Source organism: Niallia nealsonii (genome assembly GCF_002835805.1).
Lineage (GTDB): Bacteria > Bacillota > Bacilli > Bacillales > Cytobacillaceae > Niallia > Niallia nealsonii.
In genome coordinates, this window is the sequence record NZ_PISE01000044.1 from 1 (window position 1) to 19,685 (window position 19,685).

At 34.6% G+C, this 19,685-nt stretch carries 17 protein-coding genes; 4 read left to right on the forward strand and 13 right to left on the reverse strand.

Annotation, left to right across the window (positions count from 1 at the left end; all coding sequences use genetic code 11):
• Positions 1-221: 221 nt before the first annotated feature.
• Both CWS01_RS17705 and CWS01_RS17710 read right to left on the reverse strand, forming a co-directional pair.
• Positions 222-1,523 carry a hemolysin family protein gene (locus CWS01_RS17705; protein ID WP_101178508.1) on the reverse strand — a complete coding sequence of 434 codons (1,302 nt, stop codon included), beginning with the start codon at positions 1,521-1,523 and terminating at the stop codon, positions 222-224.
• A 44-nt stretch (positions 1,524-1,567) separates the two neighbouring features.
• Positions 1,568-1,960, reverse strand: coding sequence for a MerR family transcriptional regulator (locus tag CWS01_RS17710; RefSeq protein ID WP_101178509.1), 393 nt, complete (start codon positions 1,958-1,960; stop codon positions 1,568-1,570).
• Positions 1,961-2,292: 332 nt separating this feature from the next.
• Here CWS01_RS17710 and CWS01_RS17715 point away from each other — a divergent pair, with 332 nt between their 5' ends.
• The gene (locus CWS01_RS17715) at positions 2,293-3,318 is read left to right on the forward strand and encodes an AI-2E family transporter (RefSeq protein ID WP_407938582.1); all 1,026 of its coding nucleotides are present in this window, start codon (positions 2,293-2,295) and stop codon (positions 3,316-3,318) included.
• 58 nt (positions 3,319-3,376) lie between these two features.
• On the opposite strand, the gene ilvD is transcribed toward CWS01_RS17715, so the two are convergent.
• The 6 genes from ilvD to CWS01_RS17745 form a co-directional block, all read right to left on the reverse strand.
• Positions 3,377-5,053, reverse strand: a complete 1,677-nt coding sequence (gene ilvD / locus CWS01_RS17720) for a dihydroxy-acid dehydratase (protein WP_101178510.1) — start codon at positions 5,051-5,053, stop codon at positions 3,377-3,379.
• 421 nt (positions 5,054-5,474) lie between these two features.
• The gene (locus CWS01_RS17725) at positions 5,475-6,608 is read right to left on the reverse strand and encodes an alpha-hydroxy acid oxidase (RefSeq protein WP_101178511.1); all 1,134 of its coding nucleotides are present in this window, start codon (positions 6,606-6,608) and stop codon (positions 5,475-5,477) included.
• A gap of 183 nt (positions 6,609-6,791) precedes the next feature.
• Positions 6,792-7,265, reverse strand: a complete 474-nt coding sequence (gene mobB / locus CWS01_RS17730; protein WP_101178512.1) for a molybdopterin-guanine dinucleotide biosynthesis protein B — start codon at positions 7,263-7,265, stop codon at positions 6,792-6,794.
• On the reverse strand, positions 7,262-8,524 hold the full coding sequence (locus tag CWS01_RS17735; RefSeq protein WP_101178513.1) for a molybdopterin molybdotransferase MoeA: 1,263 nt from the start codon (positions 8,522-8,524) through the stop codon (positions 7,262-7,264). Before CWS01_RS17735 ends, mobB begins: the two co-directional genes overlap by 4 nt.
• A 302-nt stretch (positions 8,525-8,826) precedes the next feature.
• Positions 8,827-9,417 carry a molybdenum cofactor guanylyltransferase gene (locus tag CWS01_RS17740; RefSeq protein WP_101178514.1) on the reverse strand — a complete coding sequence of 197 codons (591 nt, stop codon included), beginning with the start codon at positions 9,415-9,417 and terminating at the stop codon, positions 8,827-8,829.
• Between the two features lie 369 nt (positions 9,418-9,786).
• Positions 9,787-10,686: an aldo/keto reductase gene (locus CWS01_RS17745; protein ID WP_101178599.1), complete on the reverse strand. Its 900-nt coding sequence runs from the start codon at positions 10,684-10,686 to the stop codon at positions 9,787-9,789.
• 308 nt (positions 10,687-10,994) lie between these two features.
• Here CWS01_RS17745 and CWS01_RS17750 point away from each other — a divergent pair, with 308 nt between their 5' ends.
• Positions 10,995-11,564, forward strand: coding sequence for a VanZ family protein (locus tag CWS01_RS17750; protein ID WP_157827700.1), 570 nt, complete (start codon positions 10,995-10,997; stop codon positions 11,562-11,564).
• 52 nt (positions 11,565-11,616) lie between these two features.
• Here CWS01_RS17750 and murB read toward each other — a convergent pair whose 3' ends face one another.
• The 4 genes from murB to CWS01_RS17770 form a co-directional block, all read right to left on the reverse strand.
• Positions 11,617-12,531 (reverse strand): UDP-N-acetylmuramate dehydrogenase, encoded by a 915-nt coding sequence (murB, locus tag CWS01_RS17755; RefSeq protein WP_101178516.1) that lies wholly within the window; start codon positions 12,529-12,531, stop codon positions 11,617-11,619.
• Between the two features lie 276 nt (positions 12,532-12,807).
• A complete protein-coding gene (locus CWS01_RS17760; protein ID WP_101178517.1) occupies positions 12,808-13,647 on the reverse strand; it encodes an ABC transporter ATP-binding protein in 840 nt (279 codons plus the stop codon).
• A 14-nt stretch (positions 13,648-13,661) separates the two neighbouring features.
• Positions 13,662-14,681, reverse strand: coding sequence for a FecCD family ABC transporter permease (locus tag CWS01_RS17765; RefSeq protein WP_101178518.1), 1,020 nt, complete (start codon positions 14,679-14,681; stop codon positions 13,662-13,664).
• Positions 14,682-15,725: a FecCD family ABC transporter permease gene (locus tag CWS01_RS17770; RefSeq protein WP_101178519.1), complete on the reverse strand. Its 1,044-nt coding sequence runs from the start codon at positions 15,723-15,725 to the stop codon at positions 14,682-14,684.
• A 372-nt stretch (positions 15,726-16,097) separates the two neighbouring features.
• Here CWS01_RS17770 and CWS01_RS17775 point away from each other — a divergent pair, with 372 nt between their 5' ends.
• A complete protein-coding gene (locus tag CWS01_RS17775) occupies positions 16,098-17,051 on the forward strand; it encodes an ABC transporter substrate-binding protein (RefSeq protein ID WP_101178520.1) in 954 nt (317 codons plus the stop codon).
• A gap of 74 nt (positions 17,052-17,125) precedes the next feature.
• On the opposite strand, the gene CWS01_RS17780 is transcribed toward CWS01_RS17775, so the two are convergent.
• Positions 17,126-18,718, reverse strand: a complete 1,593-nt coding sequence (locus tag CWS01_RS17780) for a histidine kinase N-terminal 7TM domain-containing diguanylate cyclase (RefSeq protein WP_101178521.1) — start codon at positions 18,716-18,718, stop codon at positions 17,126-17,128.
• 215 nt (positions 18,719-18,933) lie between these two features.
• Here CWS01_RS17780 and CWS01_RS17785 point away from each other — a divergent pair, with 215 nt between their 5' ends.
• Positions 18,934-19,683: a TspO/MBR family protein gene (locus CWS01_RS17785; RefSeq protein WP_193603794.1), complete on the forward strand. Its 750-nt coding sequence runs from the start codon at positions 18,934-18,936 to the stop codon at positions 19,681-19,683.
• The last annotated feature ends 2 nt before the right edge of the window (positions 19,684-19,685 follow it).

Genomic DNA, 19,685 nt, shown 5'->3' on the forward strand with positions numbered 1-19,685 from the left:
CTTATATTCATACCCTTATACTAAAGCGGTTCCATACATTTCACAATTTAAAGTAAATGCAACTTTGACTGACACAATGTTGACAAAATTAAATAGAATTACTCTTTCCCAATATTCTTTATATTTAAAACCATTTATTTTCGCATCTCTTCTCTCTTCCTATATTAAGGTTTCCTTTTCACAAGAAAAAATGCAAAAAAAAAAGGAGAACATCCTCCTTTTTACATAACTTTTGCTTTTGACTTCATTACTTCAATAAAATGTATATGGTGTTCATCAATACTTTTAATCTTAAATACATAACCTTCTTCTTCAATTTCATCGCCTTCGACTGCTTCAAAATTGTTTGTAAGAAACCATCCACCTATTGTGTCTACTTCGTCTTCTGATAAATGGATGCCAAGAAGATCATTTACTTCGGAAATTAATACTTTCCCATTTAAAATAAAATGGTTTTCATTTAACTTGCGTATTTCTGCTATTTCATCCTCATCAAATTCGTCTCGAATATCTCCAACAATTTCTTCCAATATATCTTCAGCTGTTACAATACCAGAAGTTCCACCATATTCATCTAAAAGAATCGCCATATGTGTTCGTTCTTTTTGCATTTTTATTAATAGCTCACGAATTGGAACCGTTTCTATCACACGAATAATTGGCTTCATATATTCTTCTAATTGAATAAATTCTTTATTTTGAATTTTTGCGGTTAAAAATTCACGTATATTAATTAAACCAAGCACATTATCCTTATCGCCATTAACAACGGGATACCTCGTGTAATTTTCCTCTTCTAATGTATCCATTATTTCATCAAACGTGCTATCGATATTAATAGTCACCATTTCCGTTCTAGGGACCATAATTTCTTTAGCAATTCTTTCATCAAATTCAAAGATATTATTTACATATTTCAATTCATTTTTATTAATTTCTCCACTTTTATAGCTTTCTGACATTAATATTCGCAACTCTTCCTCTGAGTGTGCCAATTCATGTTCAGAAGCAGGCTTTAGTCCAAACATACCTGTCAACAATCTTGCAGATCCATTCAACAGCCAGATAAATGGATATAAAAGACGATAAAACCAAATAATAGGTGGAGAAAATGCTAATGTAATCATTTCTGCTTTTTGAATTGCCACAGTTTTAGGAGCCAGTTCCCCTACTACAACATGTATAAATGTTACAGAGACAAATGCAATGACAAAGGATACAATACTTGAAACGGATCCAGAGATTTCCCATTTATGAAATAATGGCTCTAATAATGCTTCAACAGTTGGCTCTCCTATCCATCCTAAGCCTAATGCAGTAACGGTAATTCCCAACTGACATGCAGATAAATATTCATCTAAATGTGATGTAACTCTTTTTGCAGCTAATGCGCCCTTTTTTCCTTCTGCAACTAGCTGATCAATTCTTGAACTCCTGACTTTTACAATAGCAAACTCTGTTGCAACGAAAAATCCGGTTAACGCTATTAATACGGCAAATAAAATTAAATTAAAAATTTCCAATAAGTAGCCTAAAAAGGCTTACACCTCCTGAATAAGTAAAAAACTTAACTTAAAAGAAGCAACAATGTTTGAATCAACGAAATACTTTCATGGGAAATAGTATTTCGTATCTCCCCTTTTTTATGTTGATTATCACCTTCAAATGACTGCAAAATCCCTTTGATTTCTTTATCTAAGTTTTCCAGCTTTTCTTTTAGATGATTCATATCAACATTATCCATTTTATTATTACGAAGACGTTCCTTAATTTCTTCTAACGACAATCTATTCCTTTTACATTCTTCTATATACTTAATTTGACTTATAGCATTTTCATCATAATACCGATAGTTGGTAGCAGAACGTTGCGCTTCGAGCAGACCAAGGTTCGTATAATAATCAATGGTTCTTTTAGTTACTTCTGTTATTTTTGCTAATTCCCCAATTTTTAATTTCACATCCCCATGGTCCCACCCCTAACCGTAACGTTTTAGTTTTATACACTAATTATACAAAGATAACTAAAAAATATTCAAGGGAAAACTCTTACCAAAATAAAGATTGTGGTATTTTCTGTTTAACTAGTACAACCATCCTTTCACTTGTTATATATATTAACGAAAAAATCATAACCAAAACCAAACTCATTACATATTTGTAGAAAAGTTTTTAAAAATACAGCAAATAATAAAAATAACCATGAATTCTTTACCTTTTTAGTTATTTATGCCTGCATTTTAAGGTAGAATAGATATAAATAGACAATTATAAAAGGATAGGGGAACATGTTGTGGAATTAGTGAACAAAATAATGATGAATAAAGGCTGGAAACGAGTAGCTATTTTTGCACTAATCATTTTCGGCATTTATATTTTAAGAAGTATGATTAACCTTATGCTGTTTACATTTATTCTTTCTTTTTTAATGGATCGCCTCGAAAAAATCATTTCAAAGCGAATCCCCGTTAGAAGAAATATTATTGTTAGCTTGCTTTATGTAATAACGGTTGGATTATTATCCTATAGCTTTGTAAAATATTTACCAATGTTGATAGAAGAAATAACTTCTTTAATTAGGCAGCTTGTTGATTTCTATACAAGGCCCCATGATAACGCTGTCCTAAATTATATTGTTCATGTTTTTAAAGAGCGCGATATCAATAGTTATCTAGAACAAGGTTTTGGTTTTGTAGTTAAATACTTCACAGATATCAGTTCCCTTGGCATACAATTTATGCTTGCCATTATCTTAAGTTTCTTCTTTTTGTTGGAGAAGCCTCGCCTAATTAAATACAAAGAAAATTTTAAAAGCAGCAAGATTGCTGCATTTTACAATGAAATAGAATTTTTCGGGAAAAAATTCGTCCTAACCTTCGGAAAAGTACTAGAAGCACAGGTAATTATTGCTTTAGTAAACTGTATTTTAACAACTATCGGTTTATGGATTCTTGATTTCCCTCAATTGCTTGGCTTGTCCATTTTAGTCTTTGTACTAGGACTTATCCCAGTAGCAGGAGTTATTATTTCCCTTGTTCCCCTACTGACCATTGGATATACAATCGGCGGCTACGTGTATGTAATCATTATCATCATATTTGTATGTATAATACATTTAATAGAAGCATATATATTAAACCCAAAACTGATGTCTTCCAAAACAGATTTGCCTGTATTTTTCACATTTATTGTCCTAATTTTTTCAGAGCACTTTTTCGGTGTTTGGGGATTAATCATCGGGATTCCTGTATTTGTCTTCCTACTTGATATCCTGCAAGTAAAAAGTATAGAACCTTTAGAAGACCATAAGGATAACTAAACTTTATAAAAAAGGTGTGTTGATAGACTGGATATCCCAACTATCAACACACCTTTTTTTAGATTTTTAAAATACCGCCTGTACTTGCAGATGTTACTAATTTAGAATAGCGAGCTAAATAACCTGATTTTACTTTTGGTTCAAACTCTTTCCAGCCTGCTTTTCTTTTCTCCCATTCTTCCTCGTCCACTTTTACATCCATTGTACGATTTTCAATATCAATAACAATATGATCGCCATCTTCTACAAATGCTAACGGACCACCTTCTGCAGCTTCTGGTGACGCATGGCCGATCGATAGTCCTCTTGATGCCCCAGAAAAACGTCCATCCGTTACTAATGCTACTTTCGGTCCAAGTCCCATCCCTACAATTTGAGAGGTCGGAGCTAGCATTTCAGGCATTCCTGGTCCACCTTTTGGACCTTCATAACGAATAACTACCACATGTCCTGCTTTTACCTTTCCTGAAGAGATGCCTTCTAATGATTCTTCTTGCGATTCAAACACAATCGCTGGTCCTTCATGACGGGTAATGCCATTTTGCACTCCACCAGTTTTAATAATAGCACCATTTGGAGCCAAATTTCCGAAAAGAACAGCAAGTCCACCTTTTTCTGAATGAGGATCTGTTATTTGACGAATCACATTGTGGTCTCTTACTTCACATCCAGCAATATTTTCTCCTAACGTTTTGCCTGATACAGTTAATGTATCAAGATGCAACGCACCTTCTTTTTTCGATAATTCATAAAGCGCTGCAGAAACCCCTCCAGCTTCGTGCAAATCTTCAATATGCACATCAGAAGCAGGCGCTAATTTCGCAAGATGAGGAACACGTTCTGCCACTTCATTAATTCTTTCTATCGGATACTCCACGCCTGCTTCATGGGCTAATGCCAGTGTATGAAGCACTGTATTTGTCGAGCCGCCCAACGCCATATCTAATGCAAAAGCATTATCAATCGCCTTTTCTGTCACAATATCTCTTGGTTTTATGTCTTCTTTAATTAAATTCATTAACTGTTTCGCTGACTTTTTAACAAACTCTTTTCTCTCTGGTGCAACAGCAAGGATTGTTCCATTTCCTGGTAGAGCAAGCCCTAATGCTTCAGCAAGACAGTTCATTGAGTTAGCAGTAAACATGCCAGAACATGAGCCACATGTTGGACAGCCAAACTGTTCTAATTCTTTTAACCCTTTATCATCAATCTTGCCCGCTTGGTATGCTCCAACACCTTCAAACACCGATGATAAAGAAATTTTTCTGCCATCGCTTGTTACGCCAGCCTTCATTGGTCCACCACTGACAAAAATAGCAGGAATATTTAGTCGTAGTGAAGCCATCATCATTCCTGGTGTGATTTTATCGCAGTTTGGAATACAAACCATGCCATCAAACCAGTGTGCTGCAACTACAGTCTCGATGGAATCTGCAATAATTTCTCGGCTAGGCAAGGAATATCTCATTCCAATATGCCCCATCGCTATACCATCATCTACACCAATTGTATTCATCTCAAATGGCACTCCGCCTGCTTCACGAATTGCATCTTTTACGATTTTCCCAAACTCTTGCAAATGCACATGTCCTGGAACTATATCTATATAAGAATTAACAACCGCAATAAACGGTTTTCCGAAATCCTCTTCCTTTACTCCAGCCGCACGCAATAAACTTCTATGCGGTGCTCTATCAAAACCCTTTTTTATCATATCACTTCTTAAACCTGTCACTTTTACCCCTCCGTTTTTCGACTAAAACAAAAAATCAGTATATTAAAACTTTTTTATATTGTAACACTATTAATTAAAAAATGGGAATATTCTTTTCCTTTTTTCTCTCGGAATATAATTTTATCTCTTTACAGAAAAAACAATTTATGTGTTATATCTTTTCACTCGACACGTTAGTATTATTCATTTATCCCTTATCTCGCCTTATCATCAGCCTTTCTAATTAATCCAGATAATACAAAGAAAGATAAATTATTCCAACATAATAATAGACTAGATTAATTTTCTATTCATGATTCTCTTTCTTTATCCTATTTATGAAAAATTAAGAGAAAGACATCTCTTTTAATGCCTTTCTCTTGTATCATTTAATACTATTCTTTTTTCATATGTCACACACATCTCTATGTGATAACGACATTTAATTCTGCCTAAATAGATTATCAGCCGTTATATCTTTTACAGAAACTTCTCCAGAAAGGGCTAAAGTCAATTCAAATTCTTTTTTCAAATTATTTATTATAGATAAAACACCAACTTCTCCGGATACTGCTAAGCCATAAATAAATGGACGCCCGATTGCTACTGCATCTGCTCCTAAAGCAATTGCTTTATACATATCTGCTCCGCTTCGTATTCCGCCATCCATTATCAGCGGAATCTGTTTATTTACCACAGGAGATATAAGCTGCAACGCATCTAAACTGCTAATAGCTCCATCTAGCTGTCTCCCACCATGATTGGAGACAACAATTCCATCAAATCCCAAATCCACAGCCTTTTTAGCATCTTTCGGATGGAGAATACCTTTTAGAATAATGGGCAGCGTTGTATGTTCTCTTAAAAAAAGTACATCCTCCCAATTTAAATCAGGATGCAAGATATTATCCATAATTCCTGCCACAATATTAGCATCATTCCAGTTTGGGACACTCTTTTGAAACGCTGGATCGTTACGGTAATTAGCATCACCCAAGCACTCCATCAGTGGAACAAACCCATTTTTATAATCACTTTTTCTCCAGCCTAACAACCCTGTGTCAACGGTTACGACAATAGCTCGGAACCCAGCCTTTTCTGCCCTTTTAACCATACTTGCAGAGACTTCTTTATTTCGTGACCAGTATAATTGGAACCAATTGTTTCCTTCTGGAGCAGCTGCAGCTATATCTTCAAGGCTATATGTGGAAACTGTACTTGCAATATAAGGGACACCAGCTTTAGCAGCTGCCCTTGCCGCCGCTTTTTCTCCCTCTTTATCCGCTAGCCCTTGATAGCCTACAGGAGATAATAACAAAGGGAACGATAATTCATTTCCATATAAAATAGTGTTAGCAGAACTTAAAGAAACATTCCTTAACACTCTAGGTAGTATCGTCCACTTCTGAAAAACACTCCGATTCGCTTGCAATGTTTCTTCGTCTCCTGCACCGCTTCTTATATAATCAAAGGATCCCTTATCCATTTTTTCTTTCGCTTTTGCTTCCCATTCCTCTATAAAAATCGGTAAATCTTTTGTATCTTTATTTATGCTCGTAAAACTTTTTGTGCCCATGCTCTTCTCCTCTTCTTGTTAAGATATCTAACACTCATTGATTCTATAAATTAAGCTACGTTCATGCATATTGTTGATAAAACGATTTCTGGATGAATATTATTTTCCATATCTTCTAGAAAATACTAAAAAATAGCTTTCTATCCCAAAAATTAACATAGCAAAAATATAAAAATCAATGTTTTATTCTTGGATCTTTTGCTCAACCCACTGAACAATCTTATTTATATAACATTCTTTTTCCCACTGGTTATGATAATAAGGCACTATGAATTGTATATTGGTAAGCTTAGTTAATTGATGCCTGTTGGTTTCTTTTTGGCGTAAAAAAACAGCTTTAGGAAAATCCTCGCTCTTATACCCCTCTACTAAAAGCACATCATATGAAAAAAATGATAGAAATCCCTCTATATTTTTAACATTCCATTCTTCCTGTGCTATTTCCATTTGCAGAATACCATCCCCTTCCACCACACTAGCAATCGCTCCGGCTTGTCTATGTTTCGCTGAATCTTTGGACCAATTGTCTGGAATACCACCATGCCCGTGATGCTTTAAAGCAATTACCTTCCATCCTTTTTCTGTTAGTTCTCGCGTAACAGCTTCCATTGCTGTAGTTTTCCCACTATTTTGATAGCCGACAAATTGAAAAATCAATATTTTTCCCCGCCTTCCTGATCTTCTAACAGAAGAACATCCACTTCCATTCCTGCTTGAAACCCCCTCGATCCTCCAGGTAAAACAAGCAAACAATCAGCAAGAGCAAGCGAATAAATCACACCAGATTTATCTAGTCCAATCGGCTTAACAATTAGCTTTGTATTTTGAAAGTATAGTTTACTGCGGACAAACCGAGTAAACGGATTAACCTTCGGAAAGTCCGTTCCTAAAACAGCTTTAACTTTTTTTGCAAATGGCTTCTTGCTGCCAAGCATATCTCGAATAAGAGGGCGCAAAAAAAGTTCAAAACCAACATAGCAGGCAGATGGATTACCAGATAACCCAAATAATAATTTTCCATTTACTTCAGCGACAGTAGTCACACTCCCTGGCCTCATCGCAATTTTATTGCATAAAACATTTGCATGTAGCTTTTCATAAATAATCGGCATGTAATCAAAGTCGCCAACTGAAACCCCACCAGTTGTTACAAGAATATCGACTTCTTCTATCGCCCTGTTAATAGAATGATATACCTTTTCTAAACTATCTGGAATTAATCCATAATGGATTGCCTTTCCACCACTTCTCTCAATTTGTCCACAAAGCATATAGCTATTGCTATTACGAATTTTCCCAGGAGCTAGATGATCTTCTACATCTAATAATTCACTTCCAGTAGCAAATACCCCAATAACTGGTTGGCGTTTTACTTCCACTTGACTATAGCCGAATGTTGCTAATATAGATTGTATGCCGGGATTTACTTTTATTCCTGCTTCCAATAATTTTTTTCCATTCACAATATCTTCGCCTTTAAAGGAAATATTTTCTCCCTGTTTTAGACTTTTTTTCACTTGAATATAGACTGCCCCATCTTTTGTAATTTCTTTTACTAATTCAAGCATCATTACAGCATCGCATCCATCTGGAAGTTGTGCACCTGTCATAATACGGATTGCTTCAAATGGCTGCACCCTTTTTTCACTTATCATTCCTGCTCCAATGCAATCAATAACCATTAACTCTACTATATTGTCACTAGTTGCTTCCTTTATATCTATGGCCCGCAGCGCAAAACCATCATATGGTGATTTATTAAACCTTGGGATATCTGTTGTAGCTATGATATCTTCTCCCAAAAACCTTCCTAAAGTATCTTTTAGTCCAACGGTTTCATTTTCTCCGCTTTTTCGATATTTCCAAATTTTCTCTATCACTGTTTCTATATGGATTGGTTTTCGAAAAGATGCCACCAAGATTTCCTCCTAATTATATTCATGAAAATCATATTAACTATCATCTTAATATTTTTTTAGAAAATTTTAAATAATAAATTTTCAGGATTTTCTTAAAAGGATGCTAGTTACTATTTTTGGAAATTAGCACCATAAAACTGAGAAGTGACAAAAAAACCATTTTTTTGCTAGATATAAAGGAGCAGCTTCCAAAAGGAGTATCTATTGAAATTTCATATCAGAAATATTGATATATTAGCATTTTCAAACACAAAAAAGGGGCTTCCAATAGCCAAAAAAATCGACTTATAGAATACCCTTTATTCCTGCTTTATATATTTTATATAATCACTTTTTTTATTAATATTAATAAATTCTCTTTCATCCAAACCTTCCACATACTTTACAGAAATCTGCTGAAGCAGCCCATACATAGATAATTTCTTCTCTTTCAACAATTCTCTTATCTTTGTTTTCACTTTTTGGTGATACATAGCAATAAGCGGTTGATCTCTGCCATCTATATGAGGAATAATTGCATCATACCCATCTTCTGCTGATGTAAGTAATTTGTTTATCGTAGATGGAGAAATAAAAGGAGTATCAATTGGCAGAACCATATACCAGACTGCCTCTTCTGTTTCCATTGCAGAAAAAAGGCCTGCCATTGGACCAAATCCTTGATATTCTTTATTATCTTCTATGACTGCTGCCTTTTCCAAGGAACTAAACTTTTTGGTTAGCGTTGGATGTGCAATAATGATTATTCGTTCCACATATTGCTGCAGTGCGTGTAATGAATATTGGTAAAAGTATTTTTCCTCTTTTAAAGCAAATGCTTTTTGCTCTCCATACCGCTTGGACTGTCCCCCTGCTAAGATAATGCCTACTACTTTACTTTTTGAATCCATTTATTCCCCCCAGAAAATGCAAGTAATAAATCCCCATTATTAAATAGATATACACTTCTTTTTCTTATAATAATCCCACTAGTTTCCCCCATTTTTTCTATGATTATTTACCAAAGGGCTCCTGTCTGCAATAAAGTGAAACTTCAATCAGTGAGGGTTTTCCACGTCCCCCACTGATTGTTAGATGAGGCAAGATAGGATATAGGTCAAACAGGCGTTGCCATAGGACGTGGGTACTTATAGTCTGTGTTCTTTTCTATTAGACTTTTGCGGGTAACCTAGATTTCTTATTTTCTCTTATCATCCCTTAATGCGGGGTCAAAATTCCGTTAATGCGTGATAAATATCCTCTAATACAGCAAGGGCGTTTTATGAGAATATATGATTAATTTTTTCCACTTCATCTATTGTTAATTGAATATCCAATGTTTGCAAATTGTTTTTTAGCTGTCCTACAGATTTCGCTCCTGGAATGATAACATCGACACCTGGTTGTGCTAATAGCCATGCTAATGCTAGATGAGTTGCTTCCGCATCTTTTTCTTCTGCTAACGCTTTTAACTGATTAACTTTTTCAATGTTGCGCAAGAATGCTTCTCCTTGAAATAAAGGATCCTTTTTGCGAATATCAGTAAAAGTTGCCTCTTTTGTAAACTTTCCTGTTAAAAGTCCTGATGCTAGCGGGAAGTACGGTACAAAACTAATATTATGCTCTACTGTATAGGGCAGATAAAAATGCTCTGCCTCTCTTTTCAAAAGTGAATACTCCCCTTGATACACGTCTAAATAGCCATCTTGATTAAACTGCTGCAGTTGATTTTCGCTTAAGTTAGAAGCGCCTACCGCTCCAATTTTCCCCTCATCCTTTAGCTCTTTTAAAGTGCCTGCTACTTCAGCAAGGGGCGTTTTTCCATCTGGATAATGTACATAAAACAAATCTATAAAGTCTGTTTGCAGCCTCTTTAAACTTTTTTCTACAGAATCTCTAAGAAATTCTCGACTATTATCCTTTACAACTTCACCATTAACAAGCTTATGGGCTGCTTTACTTGCAAGTACTATTTTGTCGCGATTTCCTCTTTCTTTTAAAACCTCACCAATTAATTCTTCTGATCTTCCAAGTCCATAAATGAATGCTGTATCTAAAAAGTCAATGCCATTATCTAACGCTGCCTTTACAACTTCTTTCCCTGTATCATCATTAACATTTGAAAATAAATTATGACCGCCGACTGAATTGGCTCCATATCCTAGTTTTGTTACTTGCATTGATGTTCTGCCAATTTGAACTTTTGTACTCAAATAGATACACTCCCATCTTCATAATAAAAACTAGATTACTGATACAGCAGTACATTGTTTATATAAATGCTTATCTGTTAAACTTTCTAATGCACCACATCACTATTATGAGAAAATAAGGACTATTAGTAAAGCATTCTGCTTCTCTTCCCTTCTACTTTTAAAATAATCTTCATATATATATAATATAGATACTAATGGAAAGGACCTTTTGTTTGAATGTGAATATGATGAAAAAACTCCTGTATTCAATTATATTTATTGGCGTACTTTTTTTGATCTGGATTAAAAGTGATATACCACTTTCTCTTAACTTTCCAATTATTCTCTTAATGACTGTTCCCTTTTGGATTTATTATCGTATACATAAACATAAAAAATACCGAAATTGCCATACAGGGAGAGAAATAGTAGTAAACCTTTTTTTCTTATACTTGCTGACTGTTTTATATGTAACATTAAATCCATTTCATTTTTTTCCACCTGGAAATAAAGGCAATATCAATCTAATTCCATATGTTCAAATTTTATACCAATATAAGTACAAGCCTCCCATCTTCTGGATGCTTTATACACTTGGGAATATTCTATTATTTGTCCCTTTTGGCTTTCTTTTTCCAGCTCTATATAAAAAACGATTTAAAATGGCTATTACATTCATTGTTGCTACACTTTCTTCCTTGACTATTGAATTGACACAATACTTCTTTACTATTGATCGTGCAGCAGATATTGACGATTTTATTTTGAACATATTTGGTTCAATCATTGGCTATTTTATCTATTTTTTCAGCAAAATAATAATCAATAAAGGCAAAACGATTATTATTTATTTTTCAAATTAAAAAGGAGCTACTTTTTGGCAGCTCCTTAAAAATAATTCATTGTTTATTTCGCTTACGCTTCTTCTCCAATAACTCTAACTTCTGTCTCTAAGTCCACATTGTATTTGTCTTTCACCGTTTTTTGGACATGCTTTATTAAGCTAAGATAGTCCGTCGCTGTGGCATTTTCGACATTTACAATAAATCCTGCATGTTTTATTGAAACCTGTGCTCCACCAATCTTTGTTCCTTGAAGACCACTATCTTGAATTAATTTTCCAGCAAAATGATTTGGCGGTCTTTTAAACACACTTCCACATGATGGGTATTCAAGAGGCTGCTTTGATTCTCTCAAAAATGTTAATTCATCCATTTTTGCTTTAATCTCTTCATACTGGCCCTCTTTTAAGGAAAATATAGCTTCCAGCACAATATAACCTTTTTTTGAGACATTGCTTGTTCTGTAGCCTAAGTCTAATTCATTTTTGGAAAGTGTAATAATCTCTCCTGTTTTTGTCAGCACTTTCGCACTTTCTAAAACATCCGCTACTTCTCCTCCATAAGCGCCTGCATTCATATATATAGCACCGCCGACAGAACCTGGAATTCCACAAGCAAACTCTAAACCTGTTAAATGATGCTTTAAAGCGAATTGAGAAGTGTCAATAATAGCAGCTCCACATTGTGCAGTAATCTTATTTTGGCTTAATGAAATCTCAATTAGCTTTGTTAAATTGAACACAACTCCGCGAATTCCGCCATCTTTTATTAGCACATTTGAGCCATTGCCTAGGATAGTAATAGGAAGATTTTCCTTAAGGGCATACTGATACGCTTCTTGCAATTGCTGAAAGGAAGTCGGAAATAAAAGAAAGTCTGCCTTTCCGCCAATCTTCGTATACGTGTATTTATTTAAAGGTTCATTTACTTTTACATTTTCTTCTGACAAAAACTCCACAAAATTTTTAGCTAATTTATTGTTTATCATCAATCTCAACCTTCTATGCATATTTCTTTCGATACTATCTTAGTTATTGTATACCATTATTATAAATAGGTACGATACAGAATAACAAATTTATATGAACTTTTAATATCTGTAACACAAATATATGTTTTATTTTTGATTTCATACCCAGTTAATGTCTTTAAAATGCTTAAGAAGATAACGAAACTGCATTTTCTTATACGCCCTGTTAAATTTTTTGAACATAAATCTCCAGCCAATAGTCATTTTATCTCATTTATTATTCAGATAGTCCGCTTATACAAATACTATTTCTTGAGCGATTCCATTTTTATTATCTATGTCTTTTCCCAATTCAACTAAATCATAGGATAAACAAACAGGCTTGTTCGTTCTTGGATCCTTTACAATCATCGCATCAATATGAAAAACGTCCTTTAATACTCCAACAGTCATTACTTCTTCTGCTGTTCCTTCTTTCATCAATCTTCCATTATTCATCGCGACCATACGATCAGAGAACCTAGCAGCATGATTTAAATCATGAATAACCATCACAATTGTTCTATTTTCATCTTCATTCAATTTTTTTAATAGTTTCAATACTTCTAATTGATGTGCCATGTCTAAATAAGTGGTCGGCTCATCTAAAAGCAAAAGCTCCGTCTCTTGCGCAATAGCCATAGCAATCCACGCTCTTTGCCGTTGACCGCCTGATAATGTATCCACATCTTGATTTCTTAATTCCACTAATCCTGTTACTTTAAGGGCCCATTCAATTACTTCCTTATCTCTGTCACTTAATCGAGCAAAGCCCTTTTGATGAGGGGAACGACCATACGAAATTAAATCAAACACCGTTAATCCAGATGGAGCTTCTGGAGATTGAGGAAGCACTGCCATTTTTTGCGCAATTTGTTTAGTAGGAATTTTGTGTATTGCTTTTCCATCTAAATAAACACAACCTGATTTTGCTTTATGTATCCTTGCTAAAGCTTTCAAGATGGTTGACTTTCCACAACCATTTGGTCCGATCATTGTTGTAATCTTCCCCGATTGAATAGTGAAACTTAAATCTTCCACTATAATCTTTTCATCATAGCCAATTTTCAAATGTTCAGTGGAAAGTATACTCAAAACCTGTCACTCCTTTAGTTCGTTTTCATTAATAAATAAATAAAATACGGTGCACTAATAATTGCCACAACAATTCCTACAGAAATCTGGGTAGGAGCGAGCACATTTTGCCCAATCGTATCAGCAAGCAAAAGAATAAATGCACCTATAAGTGCTGAAACTGGCAATACATACTGATGTTTCGGACCCATTATCTTACGGGCAATATGGGGCGCTACAAGTCCCAAAAACGATATACCGCCGCCTGCTGAAACGCATAAACCAGCAATTGCAACAGCAGTGAATAGAACTTTCAATCGTTCTCGTTCCACTTGAACACCAAGCCCTGTCGCTACTTGATCTCCTAAACTTAGTTGATTTAGTGTATGCGACTTATATAGAGCATATATAACAAGCAAAACCATCCATGGCAAAATAACCACAACAAAATTCCAGCTTGCTCCCCAAATATCACCGGATATCCATACAGCAGCTTTCATAAAGTCTTGTGGGTTCATTTTAAGCTGCATAATCGCAATTGCAGCAGCAAATCCTGAGTTAACCCCAATTCCAACTAGAACTAGCCGAATTGGATTAATGCCTTTTTTCCACGCCAACATATAAATAATCGCAGCAGCAAGCACTGCTCCTAAAAAGGAAAACAAGGGCAGCAGCCAAAGATTTAGTGTAGCTAGCTCAGACATTGACCCTTGTACAACAAAAATAAATAATACTATAGCAAATCCTGCCCCAGCATTAATTCCAATAATTCCCGGATCTGCCAATTCGTTCTTAGAGACAACTTGTAAAATGCTTCCTGAAAAAGCTAAACCGGCTCCTATCATTATCGCTAACACCATTCTTGGCAAGCGGAATTCCAGCAATACAAGCTTATCCCGTTCCGTTCCATTTCCTATTAATGTTTGCAGTACAGCATTTGGAGCTATTTTTACTAGTCCCATATTCAGACTAATAAAAAATAAAATAAACAATAAGAAAACAAATATTAAAATAATCCCTATAAACTTTTGAGAGGAATTTTTTTTTGTAGCCATTTACGCTCTCCTCCTTTCACCTCTTGCAAGATACAAGAAGAAAGGCACTCCAATTATTGCCATTATCACACCTGCAGGAGTTTCAAAAGGAGCATTAACCATTCTTGCCACAGCATCAGACAACACTAAAAGAATAGCACCAAAAACTGCCGAAAACGGAATAATCCATCGATAGTCTGGACCAATTAAAAAGCGCGTAATGTGAGGAACCACTAGTCCAACAAAACCGATTGGCCCTGCAACAGAAACAGCAGCACCCGTTAAAAATAATGTAACAGCAAAACCGATTGCTCTAATAATTAGTGTGTTTTGTCCTAAACCTTTTGATACATCTTCTCCTAAACTAAGAATAGTCAACGCTTTTGAAATCAATATCGCCGCTGCAATCCCTACGATACAAACAATAAAGAGAACATGCACTCCAGACCAATTCACCTTGTTTAATCCACCTGCATACCAAAAGCCCATATTTTTCGCCATATCAAAATGCAGAGCAATAGCAGTTGTAATTGCCTGAAACAAACTGCTGACAGCTACTCCCGCTAATGCTAGTTTGGCAGGTGAAACACTTCCCTTTGAAAAAGTCCCAATGCCGAATACAATTAATACACCAAGACCAGCCCCCACAAAAGAAGCTAGACTTTGTTCCGCCATTGATAATGCCGGAAAAAAAACTAATACGATAATTAATGCCAACGCTGCCCCGCTTGTTACTCCCATAATAGAGGAATCTGCAAGAGGGTTTCTTGTAAGACCTTGAAGAATTGCTCCCGATACAGCTAAGCAGGCCCCTATCAAACAAGCTCCTATTGATCTAGGCAAACGAATTTCTTGGATAATCTGATGCGCCTGCACAGTAGAATCAAATTGAAATACAGCATTCCAGACAGTAGATAAATGGATATTAGCAGCTCCAATGGAAATGGATACTGCCAGCAAAAAAACTAAAACAAAACAACTTAAAATGAGTAAGGCAATTTTATATATACTCTTTTCCTTATTTTTTTTATTCCCTTTTATTCTATTCTCAGCCAATTCTACCATCTTATAGCCCTTCCTAATCATATAAATAGATAACTCTTAATGTTTACTATTTCAAAACAAATACATACTAAATAGAGTGAAACTTCAATTAAACTTTTACTCAGCAATTTCTCACCTAAATCTCTCTTCTTCTCTAATTAGCCCTTAGGTGAAGGGCAAAAGCCCGTTAATGTGTGATAAATAAAGACATTAGCTCTAAAATCGATAATATCTGATAATGATTTTCATTTATTTTTATTATAAGATTAAAAAACATTTACAGCAATACTGTTCACCGTATGACCAACTATTCTTTATCACACTAAAATATTATTGACATATTTTTTTAAATGATTATCATTATCATTAATATGACTACATAGGAGGAACACCATGTTTAAACGTCCTAAAAATCGGTATATCCTGCTTTTAACTACATTATTAGTTTTATTAATAGTGAGTGCTTGTGGTAAAAACACTGATACTAATTCTGATAAAAAAGATACAGAAAATAAAGAAAGAGTTGTTCAAGATGCAAATGGTGATGTAACAATCCCAGCAAAATTAACTAAGATTGTCGCTCCATATTCTGAAGATGCTCTTTTAACACTAGGAATTACACCGGCATACCAATGGGCAATTGGCGATTCCGTTATTCAATACCTTCAGCCACAACTAAAAGATGTTCCAAAGATTGAATGGAATCTGCCAGTTGAGCAAGTTGTCAATGCAAATCCAGACCTTCTAATATTCAGCTCTCCATCAGCTGTTCCAGATGGAGATATTGAAAAATACAAAAAAATCACTACTCCTTTTGTTTTAACGGAAGAAGATAGCAAAGATTGGCGCAAAGCATTAAAATCGGTTGCCAAAATAGTGGATAAAGAAGATACAGCAACAGAAAAACTAGCAGAATATGATAAAAAAGCTGAGGAAGCAAAAACAGCTATTCATGATGCTATCGGAGATGAAACGGTTGCTATTCTTTGGGTAATTGGCGATGCTTACTATTTAGTAGAGCAAGATCGTCATAGCGGAAATGCAGTATACGGAGATTTAGGCATTAAAGCACCTGAATTTGTTGCAAGTCTTCCTGCTGCGGAAGCTACTTGGAATCCAATTTCTCTTGAAAAAATTGCGGAACTTGATGCAGACCATATTATCCTTGTCAGCAAAGAGACAGAAACTGGATTAAAAACATTACAAGCTAGCTCTGTATGGAAAGGACTGCCTGCAGTTAAAGCTGGCAATATTCATCAAATGAAAGACCCAAGCAACTGGACGATTACAGGATATATTGCCAATGAAAAGACTATTGACGAAACGGTGGAAGCATTAACTAAATAATTCGAAAAACACCGAAGAGCCGTGGCTCTTCGGTGTTTTTCCTATTGAAATAGATTTTTGTATTTTAATGGATGTTATCTGGCTGCTAAGAAAAAGTATTCTCTTATTTGATTATCCTCTTCGATATAGACTGCATTTCTGCCATTGTTTTTAGCGCTGTATAATGCCCTATCTGCTCTTACTATTAATTCATCCACCGTATGGAACTCCTCTTTATTTTTTAGCACAGTAACTCCCAAGCTTACTGTAATATTAATCGTATCTAAACCTATATTTAATGCCTTTTTTTCTATATCAGACCGCAGCATATTAGCAAAAATACCTCCTGCTTCTATAGAAAAACCTGGCAAACAAAGCACAAATTCTTCTCCGCCATAACGGCCAACTATCCCCTTATCTCCAAGAGCTTTTTTCGCTATGGATACAACATGTTTAATCGCTTCATCCCCATAAGCGTGGCCATAATTATCATTAATCTGTTTAAAATGATCAATATCAAATAAAATAAAAGAGACCGCTTTCTCCGATTCCATAGAAGCAATAGTCAGCTTTTCAGCTTGTTTATAAAAATAACTCCGATTATATATTCCCGTTAAGCCATCTTTATAAGCCAATTCTTTTAATTGAATTTGCAGTTTAGCTCTCTCTGTAATATCCATAAAAACAATAATATTTCCTACTTTTTCTCCACCATGTTTTAATACAGGAGAAATTTTCACTTGAAAATACTTTAATTCGTTATGCAAATAAATAGCCGTTTCTGTTGTAATAGACTCGCTGCTTCTGTTTATTACTAAGGAGCTGATTTTTTTATCTAAACCTTTTAATTCATTTAAATTGAATCCTTCTTTTAATGATGTATATAATTCACCCGCTATTGAGTTGAACTCAACAACTTTGTTTAACAAATCGACCACAATAACCCCATCACTCATACTTTCAAAAATATTCTCTTTTGCTATCGGAGTCACTTTTAGCCAATGAGTAGATAGAATCGCCCATAAATAGAGCATGGAAGTAAATAGCATTACGATAGGAACTGGATCTATGCCTCTTGGTGTCAGTCCCATTAAATATAAAAACGATGCTGTGATTGGTGAAATGATTCCTATTATTAATGTAAGTACTTGTTTCCAATTCTTTGATTTTGTTTTAATCCAATAACCAATAAGCAGAACTGCCCCAATAAATAATGTTCCAAAAGTATAGCTGCCATGGATAACATACCATTGCCCAACCGTCATATCTAATAAAGGAGCACCCATAACATATTTTATTCCAACTGTTTTATAAAACAAATAATGAAGATGATTTGTGGCAATAAGTAAAAAAGAAATGGCAGGAATGAGGTAAAACAAAGGCAATGTTCTCTTATTCACTAATTTATCCAGATTTATATACTGCAGCACAAGAATAAGCGTTGCGGGTGCAGAAAAAGGCATTCCTAAATATTGAAAAATAACCCAAAACATAATTCCATCAATTGTTGTACTTGTTAATTCAATAGCATGTCCAAATGAATAAATAGCAGAAAATACAGATAGCCATACAAATGTTTTTGTTCCTTCAAAGACATGTCTATTATGAAAAGCAATAATTGCTAAAATTACTTGAAGTGCACCTGCAGTACACATTAAAGCAATATAAGATTGTAAAAACTGATCCATATATCAATGCCCCAATTCATCATATGCGAATATACAAATAATCCTTCTTTTTATTATAATACGGCCTAACAGACCTTACTAGATTTTTAAAATAGTTACATTTTCCCATTTTACTTGCTATTTGTCTGCTGTTTAATAGTTTTTCTATTGGGGAAAGTATTAAAGAGTTACCTATTTATTCTATATATTGGTATCTAAAGGGCAGGAGGAACAAAATGAAACAGTTATTTATCCATCTAACTTTCTTTCTTATTATGGTTCTAATCAATGTACTAGCAAATATTATTCCTATAAATGGGCAAACAACAGCTGAAATATCCAATAAAATAGATGTTCTTATTACACCAGCTTCCTATGCATTTATGATTTGGGGATTCATATACATATTGCTAGGAATATGGATTTTAAGAGGATTTTTTAGAAGCCGACGAAATTCTCCTGAATACACAGAAACCAGCTTCTTATTTATAGTAAGTTGTCTATTAAATAGCTTTTGGATAATCGTTTGGCATTATGAACTTTTTTTCTTTTCAGTGTTATTCATTCTTTTTTTATGGATTACTTTATTTCTTTTATATAAAAAAAGCAGAAAAGTTACTGGCCACTTTTTAGCATATGCTCATGTTTCCATTTACTTAGGATGGATAACCGTTGCAGCTATTGTTAATATTAGTTATTACTTAAAATATATTTCTTGGGATCAATTTTCTCTTTCCGATAATTTATGGGCCATTCTTTTATTATTGATTGCCACCATAATAGGCATTGGATTTCGAATTATTCAGCATGATTGGATTTTTCCTCTCGTTATTGTCTGGTCCTTTATTGCTATAGGCATTAAAAATGGAGCTAATCATATTCCTATTGCTTTTACCACTTATGTATTGGCCTTTATTTTAATTATTGTCACATTGGGTCTAAAAAGACGAACAACAAAAAAATTAGCATTAGATAAAAATGGTTAGAC

Bases quoted from the DNA above. Each gene is read 5' to 3' on its own strand.
- CWS01_RS17725 (WP_101178511.1), bottom strand. From the start codon at position 6,608: ATGGGCACAAAAAGTTTTACGAGCATAAATAAAGATACAAAAGATTTA.
- CWS01_RS17740 (WP_101178514.1), bottom strand. From the start codon at position 9,417: ATGGATTCAAAAAGTAAAGTAGTAGGCATTATCTTAGCAGGGGGACAG.
- CWS01_RS17745 (WP_101178599.1), bottom strand. From the start codon at position 10,686: ATGCAAGTAACAAAACTAGGATATGGAGCCAATTCAGTCGGCGGTCAT.
- murB (WP_101178516.1), bottom strand. From the start codon at position 12,531: ATGATAAACAATAAATTAGCTAAAAATTTTGTGGAGTTTTTGTCAGAA.
- CWS01_RS17765 (WP_101178518.1), bottom strand. From the start codon at position 14,681: ATGGCTACAAAAAAAAATTCCTCTCAAAAGTTTATAGGGATTATTTTA.
- CWS01_RS17770 (WP_101178519.1), bottom strand. From the start codon at position 15,725: ATGGTAGAATTGGCTGAGAATAGAATAAAAGGGAATAAAAAAAATAAG.
- CWS01_RS17775 (WP_101178520.1), top strand. From the start codon at position 16,098: ATGTTTAAACGTCCTAAAAATCGGTATATCCTGCTTTTAACTACATTA.
- CWS01_RS17780 (WP_101178521.1), bottom strand. From the start codon at position 18,718: ATGGATCAGTTTTTACAATCTTATATTGCTTTAATGTGTACTGCAGGT.
- CWS01_RS17785 (WP_193603794.1), top strand. From the start codon at position 18,934: ATGAAACAGTTATTTATCCATCTAACTTTCTTTCTTATTATGGTTCTA.